The sequence below is a fragment of the Paenibacillus sp. CF095 genome, from assembly GCF_900101225.1.
Lineage (GTDB): Bacteria > Bacillota > Bacilli > Paenibacillales > Paenibacillaceae > Paenibacillus.
The window spans coordinates 535,906-555,465 of the sequence record NZ_FMZN01000003.1; the positions used below are offsets into that span (position 1 = coordinate 535,906).

The window sequence follows — 19,560 nt, forward strand, 5'->3', positions numbered from 1 at the left end:
AGCATGTATTGAGTCATGGCACAGTATTTTAAAGAAGGAACTTATTTACTGCAACCCTCCTTTTAAGACACCTGAAGAGGCTTATACTGCGATCTACCAGTACATTGAGTTCTACTACAACGGCAAGCGAATGCATAGCGCACTATGTTATCTTTCCCCTGCTCGTTTTGCGATGAATTTACGGACAGATCCGCAGCGTAGTGTCTACTTTTTTGACATAGGTCCAACTTCCTTGTTTTATTAATTTCAAAATTCTAGCTTTATCTCTCTGACTTAGAATCTCTCCATCTTATTTCTTTAAATATTGTTATAGTGTTCTTTCCAGCTAAATCAACAGTCATTGTTAGTTTCTTGTTCGTAACTCGTGTTCTATTTCCCTAAATGTCTCATTTAAAATATTTAAATTATATTTACGCAAAGGTTCAACTGATTGATTATTAATCACTTTCTGTAATTCTACGGTTAACTGTTCGTATATTTTGTAATCCTCTCTATGTTTACCTGTGTTAATAAGATCAGAACGATCTTTTATGGCATTTCTTAATTTAATTATATTTTTATTCCTATTTATTTTGGAAATAGCATTTACGAAATCAATCGGACTTAAATATTCGAAAAATTTTATTGTTTGAATTCGTCCTCCAAGTAGGTTGATTAAATTATCCGGGTTTGAAGCTACAGTTGAAGTTGCACTCTTTATATCCTTTTTCCACTGATTTTTATTTTGTAGTTGTTCAAATTCAAAGATTTTCTCTCTAAGAAAATGATGAAAGTCAGTGATCTCATTCTTATTAATCTTTAGAATATCACCATCTCTTACATTCTTACTTGAAAAATATGAGACGATTCCTTTTTGGAAAACATTTTGAATTTCAATTACACTTTTAGTAATTAGACCTTGTTCAATAAACATTAAAAAATGAGTATAAAACTGCTCAAAAAGATTTACAGACAGTAAACCTTCCTCTATACGTGAAAGAGTTGATTCGATGGAATTATTAAATTCTACTTGTTCCATTTCATAAAACTTTTCATACAGTAGTACTTCTACAGTTTTTTCAGAAATATTATATAAACTTGTTTCTTTTTTTAACTCATCTTCATCTAAGTATCCCGTGATAAGAAAGTCAGTAATTGATGTCAGTTTCATTAATACATTGGTCGTCCCGTTATAGTATTTAGTCATAAAGTAGTCCGTGAAATTTAATTTTTCAGCATCAAGCAGCATTTTTTTTCTCCTAGATGATGAATAATATTGCCCTCTTATTTCAATTTTTCTCAATCCAGATAGTTCATCATTAGCAAACTTTCCAGTCTTTATTTCAGCGGTAAAGGCAATTGTGTATTTTAATAATTTCTCTGCGACATTATCAATATCTTGCAAACTCATTTTATCTAGCTTTTCAAATATAATTAGAAAATCTGATAAAGCTTGGGATAAAGATCTTAGATTTTTAGTTTCTGTATCTCTAAAAACTTCTACTACTAATTTTGTTTTTTTATTTAAAAATGCATAGTATTTTTTGTGAAGACGATATTTTTCAATGATTGATGTTATACTTACTTTTTCATTCGGTGAAAATATAAAGGTTTTTCCAACGATCTTCTCCTTGAATCTCTTGTAATCTTGAACATTCGCTGTTACTGGTGTTTGTACCGTTTCTTTGGAACTATCTGTTCCACAAAGTATCTGTTCTTCATCAGCAATTAATAGAGTTTTTATCCCGTCTTGCTCAATTAATTTATTCAAAAAACCAAATAACTCAACGTAGTTAATTCTACATCTTTCTATGTCATCAAAAAATAGAACAACCTCAGTGTCCAAGTTATCAGTCCAAGCTTTAATAAAAGGTTGCAAACTAATATCCGTGTTGCCAACACGAAAACCGAATGCAGAACTAACATTAAGTGCAATTCTACCTAGCTGTTTTCCTATTATTAATTTTTCCTGATTCTCTTTTACACTTGGGTTAATAGCTAGAAAAATCTCCTTCTCTAAATCAGAAATTGATTCTAAACCGAACAATGAAACATAAACAGGTTTATACATACTTTGACCGTTTCTTATGCCCTCATCATGTAATGGCTTGTGTTCTATGACTTCAATTCTACGCATCAATTTATTCTGAATAAAATACGTCTTACCAGAACCCCATCTTCCGTCAATTAATAAAGCATAAGTCGTCTCTTTTGTTTTTAAATAATCGTTAATTGCTTTCTCTAAGTCATCCATAGCACCTCTTTCAAAATTTGATGTTCACCCTAAATGAGATTGTAAGACTAGTAGAATCTAAATAGCCTAGTGCAAATAATGATTGTGATATTTGAGTCTGCTGTAGCGTTCTCACTATATCATTTGTCTCATTTTCTTAAGCTACTTTGAAATATTACAAATTGCAGCAATAAACTTAAGCAAAATTCACACAATTTTAAAGGATACGATATAACCTATAAGTGATTTTTTTGAAGTTCTCTTTGAAACTATTTAATAGAACATCTTTATATCGCTCCTACGAATTCGTAATATTCTCATAAGAAAACTTTCGAGTGAAAAATATATCTGGCAGAGTTGTCCGCAGAAATTATTTAATACCGTTAATGGCTTTGGAACAGTACTTAATGTAGAAGAATTTCCATTTTAGAACAAAATTTTACTGCATGCAAAGCGTTAACGTTACTTAGTACTTATCCTTGGTTAAACCGATCGTTTCACTCCCAGAATCGTATTTAAATGATGCACCTAGAGCTTATAAAATATCACTCAGTGGAGCCCATTTACTTTTCTTCATACTGTATAGGATTGTCATAAAATCTATTCAGAGATGATTATTGTGTATTGAAAATTCGTTTCTTTTGATTTTGTGTGTATTGACGATGTCCTTGAACTAGAGCTTTCGGACGATCATTTTCTCGAGCTAAAGGACGACTTCTAAATTTCGGAAGAACTGCAGCCTTTACTATGATAATCCCTATTCAGGAAAGTTTCTCTAATCCGTATGATCACCATGTGCATCAGCTCTACCTGGATGAGCTAACACACTTGTTGTACTTGATTGAAGTAAAAGAGAAACTAAAAACAAAAACTTTTTTCACGATCCACCTCTTGGTTGGTATTTTTTTCCTAAATATCATATCATATAATATCTGATAAAATATATGGTTACCATTTTCGAGGCTAAATTATCGTTAGAATTGAAAAAAGAAGAATCATAAAATCGATGTCTGATAGACATTTTGAGGAGCGTTAGATTCCTCGAGTCGAACTCACATGAACCGCTTATCTACTTCCAAAGTACTTGATGGGGGGGCTCTACCAGCCTCTTCATGAGTTCGATTTTATAATAAAGTATTGCAAGCGATTGAATGTCAATTGACTTAACCGCACTTAGACAAGACTGCTGCTACTTAATAGCAGTTCTCTCTAAACACTCGCTTAAAGTCATTGACCACATTAATGTTCTTCTCCCACGACAAAAAAATTACTATAATCGCTTCGATAAAATAAAAACTCCTCCGTAACCTTCGAGTTCTCTTCTAAACTAATCGTTTGATTAATTTAGAATTTTATATTTCGGAAATTTGTTCTAAATGATATATATGTAGGCCTTAAGATCAAGCAATGAAGCTAAAGATACTGAACAAAATTAAAAATAACATAGTGAACTAATCCTCGACATGACTTAAACAACATGGCTAAAACTGCGAAAGTGTACCACAGCTGTCCAAACCCACTGAAGCGTCTGTTTGACTAGGGAGAGCCTAAGATTTACTCATATACATTATGGAAATGGCCAGTGGAGTTTATTTATCCTGTGTAAAGAATAGCGCAACAAACGAAATCTTAGCTTACTACCTGTCCTATTCTTTTGAATTGTCTCTTGTTCAACGAACACTGAAGTGACTGCTTAACCGTTCAGATGGGGAAGTACATCCAGAGGCTGTCTTTCACTCTGCTCAGGGTTTTCATTAGACAAATCCTAAAGTTCGTTCCATGATTGCTAAAGGTGTGTTCAAACAATCGATGTTACGAAAAAAGGAGAATGTTGGGATAATAATTCAATGGAGACGTTCGTCAGACATAAGAAGGATTAATTAGAGCTCAAGGATTGCTCGTCCCTACAAGAGTTGAAAGTCCGTGTCAACGAATAATACATCACTTATTACAATACCGAACGGATCTAATTAAGATTAAAAAAAGATGGCTTCTGATGAATACAGAAGTCATCTCATTGCTGTTTAATGAATAAGAACCCTTTCAAAAAGGTCCACAAATGGGTCACAGTTCAGAAAAAGAGGCCAGAACTTTTTTGTAGCCCTAATACTAATTTAAATGGGAGAAGAATATGTTTCTAATGCTGAAATGGTAATATCTAATATATGAAGATACTGCTTGCGACTTCGAGCGCCTCGGATAAATGAAGTTTCCATCCCCGCTTTGCGCAGGTTTTCAATCCAGTCTAGCGCAGCATCCCTACCCATTCCTTGTTGAAGCATCCCATAATACATATAGACAAGTTCATTGCTGACATTAGTGTTAAAGACCATTGGATCATCAGAGTTAACATTGACAAGAACATTAGTAAGCTCTTCATTTCCCGCAGATTGCAGTTTAAACAGCTGATTGCCAAAAACTGAATCAATTTCTCCAATCGCCTCGTTTGATGAAGGATTGACCTCAATTACAATTCCACTTGCGGAAACCTTCTGAATTAGGTGATTTTGCATATCATTCATTATCATATGTTCAATTTCATTAGTATTAACATAAATAGGTTCTTCCATTTTTCGTAGTGTTACTTCTTGATGATACGCTACATACAATTTGTCCTGAAGTTTCATCGTATGTTCGTATCCTTGCTGTTCATTTGCTCTTTCTTTAAGTTGATGGAGTTTCATTGCTTCTTTCGTACGTCGCTTAAATCTACGTTCATAAACAGAATATAATACCGGAATTCGTAAATCACCCGCAGAAACAACTTCTCCAAATAATTCTGCAGCTATTCGGTCAATCGTTCGCTCTAAATAAACCAACGTTTCCATTTGAAGCTTCGGTGTATAACTGTATACTCCCCAAATCCAGAGCAAATTGTCCAAATACTCACCTCGAGGCAAGATAACTAGCGGGTTCTGCCTTACCCATTCCGTTATCTGTACTCCCAGTGCTATGCCGTGACCGATACGGTCGCCAGCATGAAGTTTACAATAGCGTATGACTTCATCGATACGGCGAAGACCGGAGATTAAATGACGGAAGTCTTCTCCTGCGTGAAAAGTAAAAAATAAACTTTGCCGTGGTAGAATATTCCCTTCGGGATCTTTAATGCGAAGTCCGTCGTATTTGCTATCTCGTGCTTCCTCAAAAACTGGGGCGAAAACCTGCACAGGCGTGTTGTTTTCCAGACTTGCTGCATCTAAACCTACAATAAAGTTCGTAGCCATTGGCACGTTTTTACGTAATTCCTGCAAATGCTGTACCTGCCTAATGTACTCCTCTTGCAAGTCGCCGAAGTGTAATGACTCAAGTGTATGAATTCGTTCGTCGTCGTACATCCATAAGTCTTTGTTTGAGTTATCTGGCTTTTTAATTAAATGGTAGACAATACCAAGCATCGGAAACTCCACCTGAGGGTCATCTTCGACTCCGTAGTCCTCCCGAATCACGTCACGATAAGAATTTAAAATTTCAAATAGAGTTTGCTTGTTTGTTTGCAATTGGTCTTTAATAGAGATCCGGAGTTCTATTTTTTTTAAATAACGATTTTGGAATAACGTTCGCAGCATCGTTTTATAGTAGTCCCCATTTTTGGCGATGCCGTCTGTTGCACGATCGAAATATCCTCGAAAAAAATCGAGTCCATGCATGACTGTGGGCTGAGTGACCTGTTGATAAAATTCGTTTTTTATCGACAGATAGAGGTAAAAAGTTCGGAAAAACTGTTCAAAATTCTCTGAAAATAAAGTCGATTGCTGGATTAGATGTTTATACAGTATAACTTGATGCAAAAAGATATTTTCACCGTAAGTTTTTACACCATTAAGATGGGAAAAAATCTCAAAAACAAAGTCTAATGCCTCTGTTTCCTCGACATCGGTAAAAGCAAGTCTGATTCGATCAATTGCGCTTATTATTTCTTCAGATGAAGCAAATATTAAGTCTCGATCCCTAAGCTGACTCATTAATAGCTGAAATGTCTCCGGATCTTCCTCAGCAAAGTTATTTCGTAGCCACTTAAATAGTGGAACATGATTATTTGCTACAAATCCTGTCTGGTAAGCATCTGATTGATTTTTGAAGAATTGATCCTTTAGATAGAGTGCCATTACCAGTCGGAGCAGTCTGGCCGTCAATATATACGACTCCACTTGTGTTGAGGCTGCAAGGTGATTTGGCTGAAACTTTTTCAGATATCCAGCTTCAATGCGACCATTCATCACAGCCTGCCATAGAATGGAAAAATTAAACGCGGCCGATGCATGAATGTGATTCTCTGCCACTCCTTTATGCAGAATGTCATCCAGCGCTGCATCAGCCAAATTGACATGTTGATAAAACTCATGGAGTTCAATGGGATCATGTAACCCGTTTTTTATTAGGTGAAGAATGATAATTAGATCTAAGGGGATAAATCTACTAATAGCATGGAAGAAATGAACCTTGTCCTGCCCCTTATAATGTTCCATGAAATCAATAAACATCCACTTATTGTAGTTATTTGCATCATTTTTCCAATATTTGAACACTACATCTCCATCACGATACGAGATTAGTGAGTCACCAAACTCTTCTAGTATTTGAAAGTAGTGAAGATATAATTTTTTTTCTACAGGAACTGATATCTCAGAAGATTTATAAAGAAAACCTCCTTGCTCGGCCTCCTCGTCGTTGCAAAGCATCGGATAAAACTTTTGCATGAGTAGATTGATTTCATCCATACTTTTAGGCCGCGCTTTCCGCAGGATTTCATTTTGAATATGGTTTTGAAGAACACGTTGGGCTTTTCGCCGAGCTTCCTTACCTACTTCACTTTTCTCTTCTGTGTAACCTAGAGCCGCTAGGATCTCACGTTGATCCATGAAGCGAAGATTCTGGAATGGAAAAAGTGAAATGTTGATAAGGAGAGTTATTTTGTTAATCACAGATTAAACTCCTTATTCTTCCCAATTTAGTACATCTTCCGAATATAAATATAAATCATAATCATTTCTTAATTCCATTTTCTCGTTTTCTGAGAGTTGGTCACTATCTAAATCTCTTAATTCAAGGTTATATCCCTTAATGTCTGCCAGCGTCCTCAACTGTAATTGTTTATGTGCTTCATTTAGTTTAGAATGAATGAATTTCTTTGCGTTCTCATAGGTATCCAACTGGGCCTCGTTGTGATTGGTTCCAATATACTTAGCGTATTGTTGAATTGTAGCCATTTCTAAATCTGTGAAAGCGTCAATTGGAAACATTGAAGCATTTCTCAAAATAGGCAGGAAAAGAGCAGCCTCTTGCCGTCCATAGTAAACCCTATTATTTTGTGATAATTCTTCAATTGTCCTTAAAACATACCAATATAGATCAAAAGTTAAGTTCACTGTATTAGAAATAGCTCGTAAAGCCCCTTTGGCCTGATCATACCGGGTATAACTTATACCAGAATATTCCTTTAAGAAATCATTCTTTGCGTTTGCGTCCAATTGATCTAAATCAACATACATTTCTTTATCAGTGAATCTCATAAGTAAATCTTTTGCGAAATTTTTCATCCTATTCTCTAATGTTGAATAGACTGCATCTGGTACTTTAGATGAGTCCCCTGATTTCTCGGTTTCAGTGTTAATAATGCTTAGAGTGTGCCCAATATGCGTGGATTTATCATCAAATTTATATTCAATATTCTCCTTGTTTTTTATGGAAATAATAGAATTTAAGAATAAGGATCTCTTAATTTGTAGCTTCATATATGCAATCCATTGATCTGGACCTTTTTCTACTTGTTTTTTTGCTTCCTCAAGAGCGATGTCCCATTCGTTCATCATCAGCTTGAATTGACGTTCAGCAGTCACAACTTCTGCTGTTTCTGCACACAATGATTCTATAAGGTTTATACTGAAGTTCGCCAAATCACTTTTATCATCATTCTCATTGAAGTAAGCCTGATGATAGATTTCCTCGAGCAAAGTGAAGGACTTATCCTCCCTATTGTCTCCCGACAGCTGTCTCTGCTTTCTCAATTCCTCCTCTTGAATCAATAGTTCATGGATTGTCTGAATCACAAATTCATCCTGGGCCTGAGCATCGTCTGAGTTCCATCTACTTTTGTAATACAACTTTAATTCTGTGTTAGAAATTAATTCGGCCAACAATGCAGAAATCTCAGGTTTCGCTAAGACAGAGAGTGTTTCTACAAGGAAAAATAGTCGGTAGTCTGAATACTGGTTCCTAATCAAGTATTTATCTTTTATATTTTTTTCTGATATTTTTTTTAGATCACTCGGTTTATTAAGCAAATCATTCATCACTCTTCTGCGCCAGTTGAAGTAACCTGCGTGATCATACATTACATCTGGTAACAAATTTCTGACAATCTCACTGATAACATATAAAGAAATTCTGTAAAATTCCAGTTCTTTCGCTAACCCAATTCTACCATCTAGTTCATTTAACACAGCATATTGAATTGAAGAACTTTTCGCTTCACTTCCCCAAAGGAGAAATTTCTCATATATAAACTCTTGTTGAGGCAGCAGTTTAGAGTTAGATAGAATCAATGTATCAATAAAAGCCTTAACCAACTGAAAATGTTTCTCTAACTCGTTCGGTTTTTCATCTTGTTTCGCTTTTAACAATTGATTGAGATGATAGTACGCATTTACGATTCCACGCGGTCGTTCATCGAAAATTAAATAACTTCTGTATATAGCCTTTCTAGTTGCTTCCCTCTTTTTTTTGTCAATCTCTTTATAACTAAATATGGACCACTCTCCCAATAGCTTGACCAATTGATCTAAGAGTGTTTCATCGCCAAAACCAAAGTTTGGAATTGTCTTCTCGTTCCATTTCACCAGTTGATGACGTCTCGCCGGCGGTATGATTTTTTTAAGATATTCATGAGCCAGACCAGTTTTCCGTTTCAAAATTGTGAAAGTTTCTTTTTTCTCTGCAGATCTTGTTTCCAAATCTTCATCTCTTGTAACCCCAATTTCTCTCTCTATCAATTTTAATGAATCGTAGGCACCTAATCCCAGCTCTTGAAGTGGTTCATCCTGTAATAAAGCCAGTGTCAGAGATTCTGTCAAAATTTCATAATCTCCTGACAATACTGTGATGATATTTGGATGGTTGGTATACTGCAATAGAGCATCCATGAGTTCACGAGTTTTAGAAGTTTTTAAGTCAATATCGTCGATAAAGATATAAATGAGTGGGACTCCGGATATGCTATCTGCTTTTAATGTGCCGTTTTTACTTATTTTCTCTTTTGAAGCTAATAATTTTTTTAAATTAACGATTGTATCTATTAAGATCATTAGTTTCTTTTTAAACTCAATATCAGGAATTAACAAGCGTTCTGACTTACGTATGTGAGTGGCGAAATCGGCATAATTCTGTCCGAGTATGTCACGATATTGTCGCTCAGTGTAAAGATGATATTCAATCGTTTCATCAATAATTTGTCTAAGTGGATTATTTGGTTTTAAAATACCATTATTAAAATATGCACCAATACTATCAGTTACATCCGATTCATATTTCAATAAATGCAGTAGTTTCCTGCCTTCTTCGCATAGCAAACCGACAATTGAGCCGATAATCTTCGTATTTTCTCCAAAGTTATCTGGCTCAATGAGTGGAAGCAAGATATTCAACTTGTCATCCGACAACTCATCTCGGAGTGTATAGAGTGCAGAAGATTTCCCGGTCCCTCTTGGACCAAAGATCCCTACCGTATTATTGAAATCTTGCTTGTTAAGCCCACTCCTCTGATGTTGACTCTTGTCATACTGTTTTTCAGCAATTAATCGAGTCTCTTTCAATTGTTCTAGTAAAAGATCATATGTTGGCATAATCTTATAGATTTGATCGCCAAGTGCTCTAGCTCCGATAATTACTTCGTCTTGCTTCTCTGATGTATTTGCATTGGAACTCATAATTTTTTTCCCTTCCATATTCAATTTAGTTTATATTTAGCACGATGAATTCAGCTTCCCAGTCCGTTCAACTAGCGTCTCCAAAAATGCAATAGTACCGATACGAGGGTCCGGGTCACTCGAAATTATGGGCGTAATGCCGCGAGCTTTTAGAATACGCTCCTGAATTGGATTAGGGCTTGTCAGGAACATGTATACAGGAGGACGAACACTAGTGGAATTGAAAGTTTTCCAAATTTGGTTCAGCTTATAAAGTAGCACTCGGAGATTAATATCGCTTAGGCTGTAGCCCAGGAAAAGTATCGATTTTCCTAGTATGTCAGAACGAAACTTTATATCCAAAGGAGACTCGAAATCTAGCCGGTCAAAGAAACTTGACTCGGTTAGAACAATAGTCGATTCATCTTTGGTCTCCATATCACCATGAAACTTTATGATTTGTGTGTCGCACCCGTTGCTTCTCGCAATATCCTTTACATCAGAAATTTTGCGACAATTAATATTAGGAGCATATTCTTCAAAAGCCATTTCTAATCCGTTATCATAATTCGTCGTGTATATGATCGGGAAATTCAGCTGTACCAACAATTCATGAACTGTTGAGGCTTTGACCATATCCGTACTGACAATCCATTTACTTTGGAATTTTTCTAAAAGTGGAGTTAATGAGCATTTTTCTAGAACATAATATTCTGCTAGAGACAAGTAGTCATCATTGCCTAAATTCCAAAATATTTCTGGATCGAAGCCCAACTCCATGCCTAATTGATCGATTAATTCTCCATAAGAAGGAAGCGACAGATTACGGGACACTCCTGCTCCAGCAAATAAAATGGTATCGCCTTTTTGAATACTTCGAGCAAGTCTATAGATATATCCGTCAGTCATACTCAGATCTCTCCTTTAGACTGTAAGTCTTTCAGGAACTTCCTTACAGCTTTTTTTCGCATAGAAATATCATTTTTTTCCTCAGAGGATAGTTCGGCAAGAGTTTCTCTACGTTTCTTCGGAATGAACACCCTATCCCAGCCAAAACCATTATCTCCACGTGCTTCTTTTGCTAGCTTTCCTTTTATCTCTCCCACATAGGTATGTATCTTCTTTCCATCGATGTAGCCAAGATAAGTCCGAGCAGTTATTCTTCGATCCGTACCTACTAGTTTAATAAATTTATCTTCATCTAATTTACTCCAGATAATTTGTGTCAAGCCCCCAGGCAAATCTCCCCATTCTTTTAAATGCAAGCTTGTATGTTCTACCAATAAAGGACGCTTGATCTTTTTAAAAGCTTCTAACGCTTTAAACTTAATTAATTTTTCCATGTCCTCTGTTTGAATTTCGCTAGTTTCAACTGAATGAAATCTAAAAACAGGCTTTTTTTTACTAGGAAAGCTTTGAACAATCTCGTTAAGTTCTTTAAACTTGTCTGCACTGCTTGTCACAAACCATATTTCTTTCAAGCATTTTCCACCCTTTCGAAATGAGAGACTTAATAATTAATATATCGGGATATTTACACCTTTATCTGAGAAGAATGTGATTTAATCGCAGTATATTGCAAGCATGCATTTGTATTGCCGTATTCGATTCGTTTAATCTCAAAAGTGAGCGTACTTAACTGCTGCTTCACGCTGTCTATGGCCCCCTCCTAAAACACCGATTCCATGAAGAACGGATATAATCTCAATCCATAGCGTTGTGTCCCTTTATTACGCCATAAGGCAACAACAAAACTTAGAACAAGGCCAAAAACAAATGAAATAGTTCTTCTTATAATCAATTATCAGTAAAAAATGAGGATAGACAATTTCCATCCCCACCTCAAACCGAACAGCGTTAATCCCAAAAAGAAGCATTTAAAACGTAATTAAGGCTATTCCCCCAATTAGAAATCCCAACCGACCTCATCATTTTAAATATCATGCAGTAGCTTCATGCTGAAAGGACAACATAATCTCTACTGATGCCATGCTACTTGTATATAGAGATATATTTAGTACTACTCAAAGATTAATCTTGAAAAGAACTATCGATAAACATTATAAAATGTAGCTAAATAGTTCACTTTAGTTTGATAGCTGAGATCCTCGCGAATAGGAAAATCAATAATTAACTCTTCAATTGGTAAGCCATCCTGATCAATTACCTTTGAAGTTAGGATTGTAAAGTAACCTTCGCGATCAAACGTCACCAAATATTCTTGGATTACTTTTGATTTTGGTAAGAGAGTACCTATAATAACTTTTGTTGTCTGATTAGCGTATTCTTGAAATCTGCCGCTAACGTTAAGTGTTGTATCTTCGTTGTATTTGGCTTTGATAAAACGATCTTGCTTAATAAATGGGCTAACTTGTTCTGGTCTACCTTGAATACTATTCATCCCTTCTTGGACCAAGTTGCGAAGAAACTGGACTGCTTCTGCTCGAGTCAAAGAGTCATTACCTTGATACCCATCTATGGTTGAAGCTGTTTTCCCTGTCGAGTATCCCATATCTAAGAGAAAACGTACGGCATCCTGAGCATTGCTATAATTCTTACCATGTAGACCTGAGATAATTGATGCAACTTCATATCTTGTTAATGGCTCTTGACGAGCTGATTTCTTTAATGCGCTTTTATCTAAATCAAGATTATATGAAAGAGCATAGTTATAGTATGGGTCACTCCATGACCCTATGGACCATTTTGTTTTAGTTTTTGATCGATTGCGAATTTCCGTCGGAATTTCTTTCTCATACAGCTTAAATAACATTTTAAGGAATTCCTCTTCACTAACTAGTCTATTGGGCTTGAAGGTATTGTCTGCGTAGCCTCCCATAATCTCCAGTTTTTTACCCCAATTCACAGCATCATTAGCCCAATGTGACGCCATATCGCTAAATGTATTTTTGACTGTAGGTAATACATCAACAGTGAAGCTTACTATTTTACCCTCATAACTAACTACAACTTTTGCAGTTCCCGCAGAGTCACCTACTAAATTACCGTTTTGAATGACAACATGACTTGAATCAGATTTATATTGAGATTCTGAACTTACGTCCCTAATGGTTCCTTGTTCTGTTGTTAAGAAGACCTTAGGTAGATTGATCGATTGCCCCTCATTAAGAGATAAATTCGATTTATTTAATGTCAAGCTGTGCGCTGTCTCACTACGAGTAGTAAAACTCCACGTTTTAGTGTCCTCTTGTGGAGGTATACCATACCCTTCATAAGACTGCTTGCTTTGGCCAAAATCAATCTGGACAGTATATTTCTCATTAGGTTTCAATGGCTGCTTGGGAATCAGCAGTATAGCTTCTTCAACTCCACCATGCTCACTATCTACAAGGTAAAAATCAACTGATTGACCCTTAGAATCTGTAAATGTTGCTGAGTGGTATTTCATTTTATTCGAATAACTCGTACTAATGGAAATTGGATAACCAACTTGCTCGCCTTCTTTTTGATAGTAGGCCAGAGGATTAGGGGATTCTAGGGCTACCCATGACAAAGGGACATTTTTCTGCCCTTCCGCAGGAAACAAAACGACACTACGATCAATTAGTTTCTCACCTACCCGCTTTGTTCCTGTTGTAATAACCAAATGATTTGTGCTCACTCCTATACCCGCTTCGTCAGGTCCCGGACCTAGTAAAATAATTCGGTGTAACGGAGCTGCAATTAATCTATTCAGAGATTCAACCGGATCAGATTTCATCGGACTGACTACCTCACTTACATTGATGTTGGGATAACCAAAAGCCTGTAATCTCATAGAAGGAAAAGTACCTGAGAACAAAGGATGTGCCGGATTCTCAATATGGCCGGTTGTTCCTGTTGCTTTTAGATAATTAGCATGAGCTTGTGCACCTTTATTCAGATTTTCATTGATAGTAAGAGGCTGCAATTTTGCAAAGGAACGGTATTGATTGAGTTCCTTCAGCACTTCTTCTCTTTGTTTTGAGATAGACGAGAGATCTAAGTCTTTATAAACATCCAGAGTGGACTGCTCTACATTTGGTGCATCTGTTTGAATTCTATACTTATCTATGACAGTCACAGGGATGTTTAGAGTCAACCCTTGATATTCTATATGTAATGAAGTTCTTCCAAGTGAAACGGAATAAACTTGGCAGTCGTTGACTACAACGGCTACACTACTGTCTTCAATTGTACAACTGGCAAGAGAATTAACCGACTTTTCGACTCCAAAATCTCCTAATGCTGAAAATGAAGTGCTATACTCCGTATTGAGTCCAATAGTGATTTCTTGAGTTCCTGCAGATAAGCGAGTATACGTTCCTTCATCTGCAGATATCGAATTAGAAGAAAAAAGGAATAAACTTGAAGTCCCCAAGCTGAGTAATCCGATAAAGGTCTTGCTAACTAGTTTCCTAAACAAATAGATCATTATTAATACATCCTCTCTAAATTTCATAGTTTAGATATAATTAATTACTTCCAAACTATAGGTTTTCAAATTACGGTATCCAGCTATCAAGTTTGTCCACTCGCTGACATACACACTTAATAAAACACAAAGAAAATGAAGAGCGATTACCCTCCACAAAATAAATTTAAGTTTTTTACATTTAAAATGTTGTTGTCAATTTCAAAGATACACCCTGACCTTTATGGGCTTTTAGTGAATTGTACGTAATACTGTTATCGACTTTGGGAGCGGTATATCATGTATAAAGCTTTGCTAGCTGTTGAGATTTAATGTTACCGTACTCTTATTCTTGCTAAATCAATTATTCTACTCTCGGGATCATATGTATATGAAGCACTTAGAGCTTTTAAGACCTAATGAAACCAATTTAATTATTGACCCTTAAGTGGTTTATCTGTATAGTCAGATTTTTTAAGATGATTTTTTTAGCTCCTCTATTTTCCAAAGTGGTTCAACATCGCAATTATGTATTACTTATCATAAAAAAATGAGTAATACCAAAGAACTAAAAAACACCTTTTTTGTTCACTATCAAACCTCCCATAATGGTACTTTTTTCCTAAGTATCATAACATACAATATCTGATAAATAAATATATAGATACCATTTTCAAGAATTCATTATCATGACTGATATAGAGCGTTTACAAATAGAAGAAATCAATTGCAATGGTACTTTCGTGATTAGAACTTGATTAACTATGGAATACTTCTTTTTTCTAATGCTTCAATAATTGCTAGCGCTCTCATTACCACTGAGAATAACGAACCTCCAAGACGGACTCCGCGGATACCTATTATTATGTAGTTGTACGCGTCTCCTCCGACAATATGACTGTCTGGCTTCCGAAAATATTGATATCAGATTGTCTCCAAAAGATACATTCTTACCAAACCAAAATATAAATAAGATAATGGATACAACATAAAGCATATCCGATATTTTTCTGTGTCTTTATTCTAGGTGTTTTTAAAATCTGCCCAATGTTTCCTTTGAATACATACTTAATTGATCCTTCTGTTCATCAATATTTAAGTATTCTTTTTTCTCTTGAACCCAACTTCTTCATTTAATTTAGCAACAATGTGTCCAACTTTATATCCCCCTGAATCAACGGTTACACCTAAATAATCATTCATAATGCTAATCATATTTCGTTATGCATCATTACTTCCTTTTAGAAGCAGGACTGTTCTAATTAGTAAGTATCTAACTTTGAAAAATACAATTACTCATTCGATTTGTATTGACAGACACATTCCGTTTCTTTATATTTAGACCTAATCCAACTTTTTCCAAGTGGGATTAGGTCTTTTATTTAAAACTATGCCACTCTTTCCGGATAGTATGGAGTTTATCAATTTAAAATATACTTTGATAGACGTTCTGTGGCGTCTATTTTTATTTTTTGATGAGGATGATACATTAATTTTTATTAATCTACTAGTATATGAGGTGCTACCTTGCTCAAAATCGAAGAGAAAATCAAAAAATACATAGCAAGTAATCTATCGTTTATTTCTCCAGAACTAAATTTAGTCAAAGAAGAATTTGAGTTGAAAAATCCGTATGGTGCAAAAGGTTACGTGGACATTTTAGCCACTGATCAGGAAGGAAACTATGTGATTATTGAGATAAAACGATCTAATCAAGCTGCAAGAGAAGCGCTTAATGAGATATCAAAATATCCAATGTTGTTAAAACATAAATTTCGTGTTAAGCCAAGTGAGATAAGAATAATAATTGTTTCATCAGAGTGGCATGAACTCTTGACCCCTTATTCTGAATTTATACTATCAACTAACTATCGAACCGAGGCTTATATGATTACCCTAGATGAAAATAATATCCCCATTACAAAACAAGAAATTCAACCAATTGATAATCCCATAAGTAAGAAGTTATCTCGAAATCACTTATCCTTTCTCTACGAGACGTATGAAAAAGCGCATGATGAAATCAGTAATTTGCGAAAACAGTTAGAACAGTGCGGACTTACAGACTATGTGGTTTTGAAGATGCATTCGGACGCTAACATCCCTTATCCTTATTCATTATATGTTGCGATACAAAAATATGATGTGAATTATTACTTTCAAAATTTAAAGCTCTTACTACAAAAAGAAGAATGGGAAGAAAATGAAATTTTAGATCACATAGAAGAATTGATTGAGGAAAAGGAAAATTACTATCAGAACGATACTGAGGGATATACAATATACTTAGAAGATCTTTTCTTGCAGCATGTAGTTCCTAATATAAGTTGTGACACAATTGAAACAAGCCATCCTGAAAAGTTACTCGGAAGTATAAACAGATCCTGGAGTACAGATGAAATTATTAGAGGTGGCGTTTTTAAAGAAGATACTCGGCTCAGTGATCAAGCAATCATACGCGAAGAATTACTTGGATTAAGTGGAGAAAACTTTGAGATTTTCGTGACTCAAGGACACGCGAACAACAAAGCTAAAATTATCGAGATTGAAGAAAATATAGAAACCGTTTTGTTGTGGAACAAAATTTGGCGTTCACACATCTTAACTATAATAAACAAAGCCAAAAAGAATAAGGACTTCAGTTTGAGTTTAAATATCTATGATCCAGGACGAATACTCGAATCTCTGCTGGCATACATGAATGGAAATGTTAACGGGCTACCTTTATACACATTGTATATAGATAGTAATACAGAAGGAAAAACGGATATCTACTATGGATTAATTCAGTGGAATGGTAAACAAGCTGATATTTTAGGGTTATTCAATTCCTATTATCGTAACGATATTATGGAGTATTATTTTAATAGATTTGATTCTAATCAAAATTTGAACATCATGAATCAACTAGGATTAGAATATGTAACAAACTTAATTGAAATTAGGCATGACATGGAGACAATGGCTTCATTAGAAGTAGTTCATGGAGAACTACTACTTTCTGAAGAAAAACAGTCGAATATGCAGCAATTTATTGAAGTTCACAAAACCGGACTAACACGATTGTTAGAATATTTCACAGCTAAAACGTATAGTTTCTTTGGATGAGTTTAAAAGTTTTTCAGCTCGATGAATCACACAATCTATGAAGGTTTTCCAATGTATGAATATGAGGCTATTGTAAATGCTAGGGTAACAATCAAATTTCATGCTAAGATCAGTGGTCACCGTTAGGAAAGCTCAGTGGATAATGCTAGCCGCAACACAAAAAGGTATATTCCATGTAATATACCCGGCTAAAACAACGGTGACCTTAATATGGCTAAGACATTCACTGACCGAACTTATTTGGCGGTTAGGAATCCAGGTTTCCTGAGCGGAAGCCGCTACAGTTAGATATAAACGCAATGAAGCTAGAGAAAACATAGCCATACAAGCAATATCAGATATGAAACCGGCTTACTTATTAGTTTAATTACTTCGATTTTGTCCCACGATTGTTCTCATTCAAATACTTTAACTGTTCCCCAATACCTAGACCTTCTAATGGTGCTACGCAGGTAATTTCATTCAACTTAAGGATTGGAATAAGATATTGCCGATATTTTTGCCCCGTATAAAAATCAATGTGACTAACATCTAAAGTGAGAATGTTTTTTGCTACTTCCTTAGCCCAAGCTTTTCGTTCATCGGATTTCATGTTATTTAAAGTTATATCGTAGGGTTCAATAAGTTCATCTTTTTCGATAAGACCATATTTAGCCGATAAAATATACCAATCCGTATATTCGCATTGTCTTATCAATTGTGTAACTTTTGAAAACAAAGCTGACTTATTGTACATAGTCTGGGCTTCACAAAGGAAATTCTGTTTTACCTTAGTACAACTTACTAGCGCAATTTTGCTAATTTTACACACCATCCTTGTTTAGAAGGAAGTCACTATAATGATAAGAGGCGATCGCTATCATTTCTTTTTCAATCGCTGGTAATGAACCCGAAAAGCCAGACATACCAACCTCTTCTTCAAACCAAGGACAGATATAAAAATTTACTGATTTCTTTAGTATGGGAGGATCATAGGAGATAAACAAGGACTCAGCCCACCGCTCATATTTTTTTGAAGGTTTCTTATAGCCTTCAAATTTAAAAAGAACGTGACTCAAGTCTCCGATATGATATGCAAGTCCATCTCCCCACCTTGCAAACATATGAGAGTTCTTACGGATGTTCTTTATATTTGCACTGATCTCATTCTTAACCCCTTTTTTATCTGCCTTCCCTATATATAAAGGAATAAAGTTATCTAAGTCTCCTGTTCCCATAACGTAAATGATTCCCTCCCATCTTGGATCGTTGATATTTGACTCAATAATATCAATGATCGCATTCTCCATGAGAGTAGACCGTTTGAGTAATCGTCTTTCAGTATGATTTACAAATTTCAATTTGGTTTGTACAAGTAAAGAGTCAGCATCTGTCTCAAATAACGGAACAAACGAATACCCTCTGTTCGACTTAAGCCATTCATTAAATGAAATCATCGTCTATTCCCTTCGTGATTTAAAAGAGTTTTTGGATAAGTGTCGGATATCAAACTCACAAGCTGGTATTCTACTGAACCAATGGTGCAAGGGACTCCAGGGATTGGTGGTTGAGACAAAACGGAATCTGCAACAACAAATAAACCAACTTCATATTTAAATTTACCAGCATTATCTAGTAGCAGCGAATTCCACTTTTCATACAAGCCCTGTCCCCTCACTAGGCCTTTAAAATGAGCTTTCCAACGATTGAGAGGGTTATTACTTCGCCCGACATAAACTGGTACGATGTCTAATTCAGACACAATATATAAGATATAAATGTTATCTCGTAAGCTACCTTCGATTAATTGTTCTATTTGTTTTAGAATAACAGTCTGTTCTAGATTCACGTTTCCTAAAGGAAATGAAAATGAATATTGTTGATGGTTATTTAGCCATTGTTTTAGCAGATCCTTTTTAGTTAACATTTGTGCACTCCAAGGTATGTATTATTGAGTTGAACTA

11 protein-coding genes are annotated in these 19,560 nt (G+C 35.3%); 2 read left to right on the forward strand and 9 right to left on the reverse strand.

Annotated features, from left to right (window positions below; genetic code table 11):
• Window positions 1-7 precede the first annotated feature (7 nt).
• A complete protein-coding gene (locus BLS69_RS33015; RefSeq protein WP_091037388.1) occupies window positions 8-244 on the forward strand; it encodes an IS3 family transposase in 237 nt (78 codons plus the stop codon).
• Window positions 245-343: 99 nt separating this feature from the next.
• Here the strand turns inward: BLS69_RS33015 and BLS69_RS24285 are convergent, their stop codons facing one another.
• The 6 genes from BLS69_RS24285 to BLS69_RS24310 form a co-directional block, all read right to left on the reverse strand.
• Window positions 344-2,233 carry a P-loop NTPase fold protein gene (locus BLS69_RS24285; protein WP_091037389.1) on the reverse strand — a complete coding sequence of 630 codons (1,890 nt, stop codon included), beginning with the start codon at window positions 2,231-2,233 and terminating at the stop codon, window positions 344-346.
• Window positions 2,234-4,326: 2,093 nt separating this feature from the next.
• Window positions 4,327-7,137, reverse strand: coding sequence for an amidohydrolase family protein (locus BLS69_RS24290; protein ID WP_091037392.1), 2,811 nt, complete (start codon window positions 7,135-7,137; stop codon window positions 4,327-4,329).
• A gap of 12 nt (window positions 7,138-7,149) precedes the next feature.
• On the reverse strand, window positions 7,150-10,137 hold the full coding sequence (locus BLS69_RS24295) for a hypothetical protein (RefSeq protein WP_091037395.1): 2,988 nt from the start codon (window positions 10,135-10,137) through the stop codon (window positions 7,150-7,152).
• 36 nt (window positions 10,138-10,173) lie between these two features.
• The gene (locus BLS69_RS24300; RefSeq protein WP_091037398.1) at window positions 10,174-11,025 is read right to left on the reverse strand and encodes an SIR2 family protein; all 852 of its coding nucleotides are present in this window, start codon (window positions 11,023-11,025) and stop codon (window positions 10,174-10,176) included.
• Window positions 11,026-11,027: 2 nt separating this feature from the next.
• Window positions 11,028-11,597 (reverse strand): non-canonical purine NTP pyrophosphatase, encoded by a 570-nt coding sequence (locus BLS69_RS24305; RefSeq protein WP_218133581.1) that lies wholly within the window; start codon window positions 11,595-11,597, stop codon window positions 11,028-11,030.
• Window positions 11,598-12,163: 566 nt separating this feature from the next.
• The gene (locus BLS69_RS24310) at window positions 12,164-14,530 is read right to left on the reverse strand and encodes an S-layer homology domain-containing protein (protein WP_176872996.1); all 2,367 of its coding nucleotides are present in this window, start codon (window positions 14,528-14,530) and stop codon (window positions 12,164-12,166) included.
• A 1,506-nt stretch (window positions 14,531-16,036) separates the two neighbouring features.
• On the opposite strand from BLS69_RS24310, the gene BLS69_RS24315 reads away from it, so the two are divergent.
• Entirely contained in the window at window positions 16,037-17,617 is a 1,581-nt protein-coding gene (locus BLS69_RS24315; protein ID WP_091037402.1) for an endonuclease NucS domain-containing protein, read from the forward strand.
• A 367-nt stretch (window positions 17,618-17,984) separates the two neighbouring features.
• Here BLS69_RS24315 and BLS69_RS24320 read toward each other — a convergent pair whose 3' ends face one another.
• The 3 genes from BLS69_RS24320 to BLS69_RS24330 are packed head-to-tail and all read right to left on the reverse strand — an operon-like array spanning window position 17,985 to window position 19,523.
• Entirely contained in the window at window positions 17,985-18,431 is a 447-nt protein-coding gene (locus BLS69_RS24320; protein ID WP_371129087.1) for a DUF6884 domain-containing protein, read from the reverse strand.
• Window positions 18,421-19,053, reverse strand: a complete 633-nt coding sequence (locus BLS69_RS24325) for a hypothetical protein (RefSeq protein WP_176872947.1) — start codon at window positions 19,051-19,053, stop codon at window positions 18,421-18,423. Before BLS69_RS24325 ends, BLS69_RS24320 begins: the two co-directional genes overlap by 11 nt.
• The gene (locus tag BLS69_RS24330) at window positions 19,050-19,523 is read right to left on the reverse strand and encodes a GIY-YIG nuclease family protein (RefSeq protein ID WP_091037410.1); all 474 of its coding nucleotides are present in this window, start codon (window positions 19,521-19,523) and stop codon (window positions 19,050-19,052) included. Before BLS69_RS24330 ends, BLS69_RS24325 begins: the two co-directional genes overlap by 4 nt.
• Between the last annotated feature and the right edge of the window lie 37 nt (window positions 19,524-19,560).

Excerpts from the sequence above, each read along its gene's own strand:
- BLS69_RS24295 (WP_091037395.1), bottom strand. The coding sequence starts at position 10,137 with ATGAGTTCCAATGCAAATACATCAGAGAAGCAAGACGAAGTAATTATC.
- BLS69_RS24330 (WP_091037410.1), bottom strand. The coding sequence starts at position 19,523 with ATGTTAACTAAAAAGGATCTGCTAAAACAATGGCTAAATAACCATCAA.
- BLS69_RS24310 (WP_176872996.1), bottom strand. The coding sequence starts at position 14,530 with ATGATCTATTTGTTTAGGAAACTAGTTAGCAAGACCTTTATCGGATTA.
- BLS69_RS24285 (WP_091037389.1), bottom strand. The coding sequence starts at position 2,233 with ATGGATGACTTAGAGAAAGCAATTAACGATTATTTAAAAACAAAAGAG.
- BLS69_RS24325 (WP_176872947.1), bottom strand. The coding sequence starts at position 19,053 with ATGATTTCATTTAATGAATGGCTTAAGTCGAACAGAGGGTATTCGTTT.
- BLS69_RS24320 (WP_371129087.1), bottom strand. The coding sequence starts at position 18,431 with ATGGTGTGTAAAATTAGCAAAATTGCGCTAGTAAGTTGTACTAAGGTA.
- BLS69_RS24300 (WP_091037398.1), bottom strand. The coding sequence starts at position 11,025 with ATGACTGACGGATATATCTATAGACTTGCTCGAAGTATTCAAAAAGGC.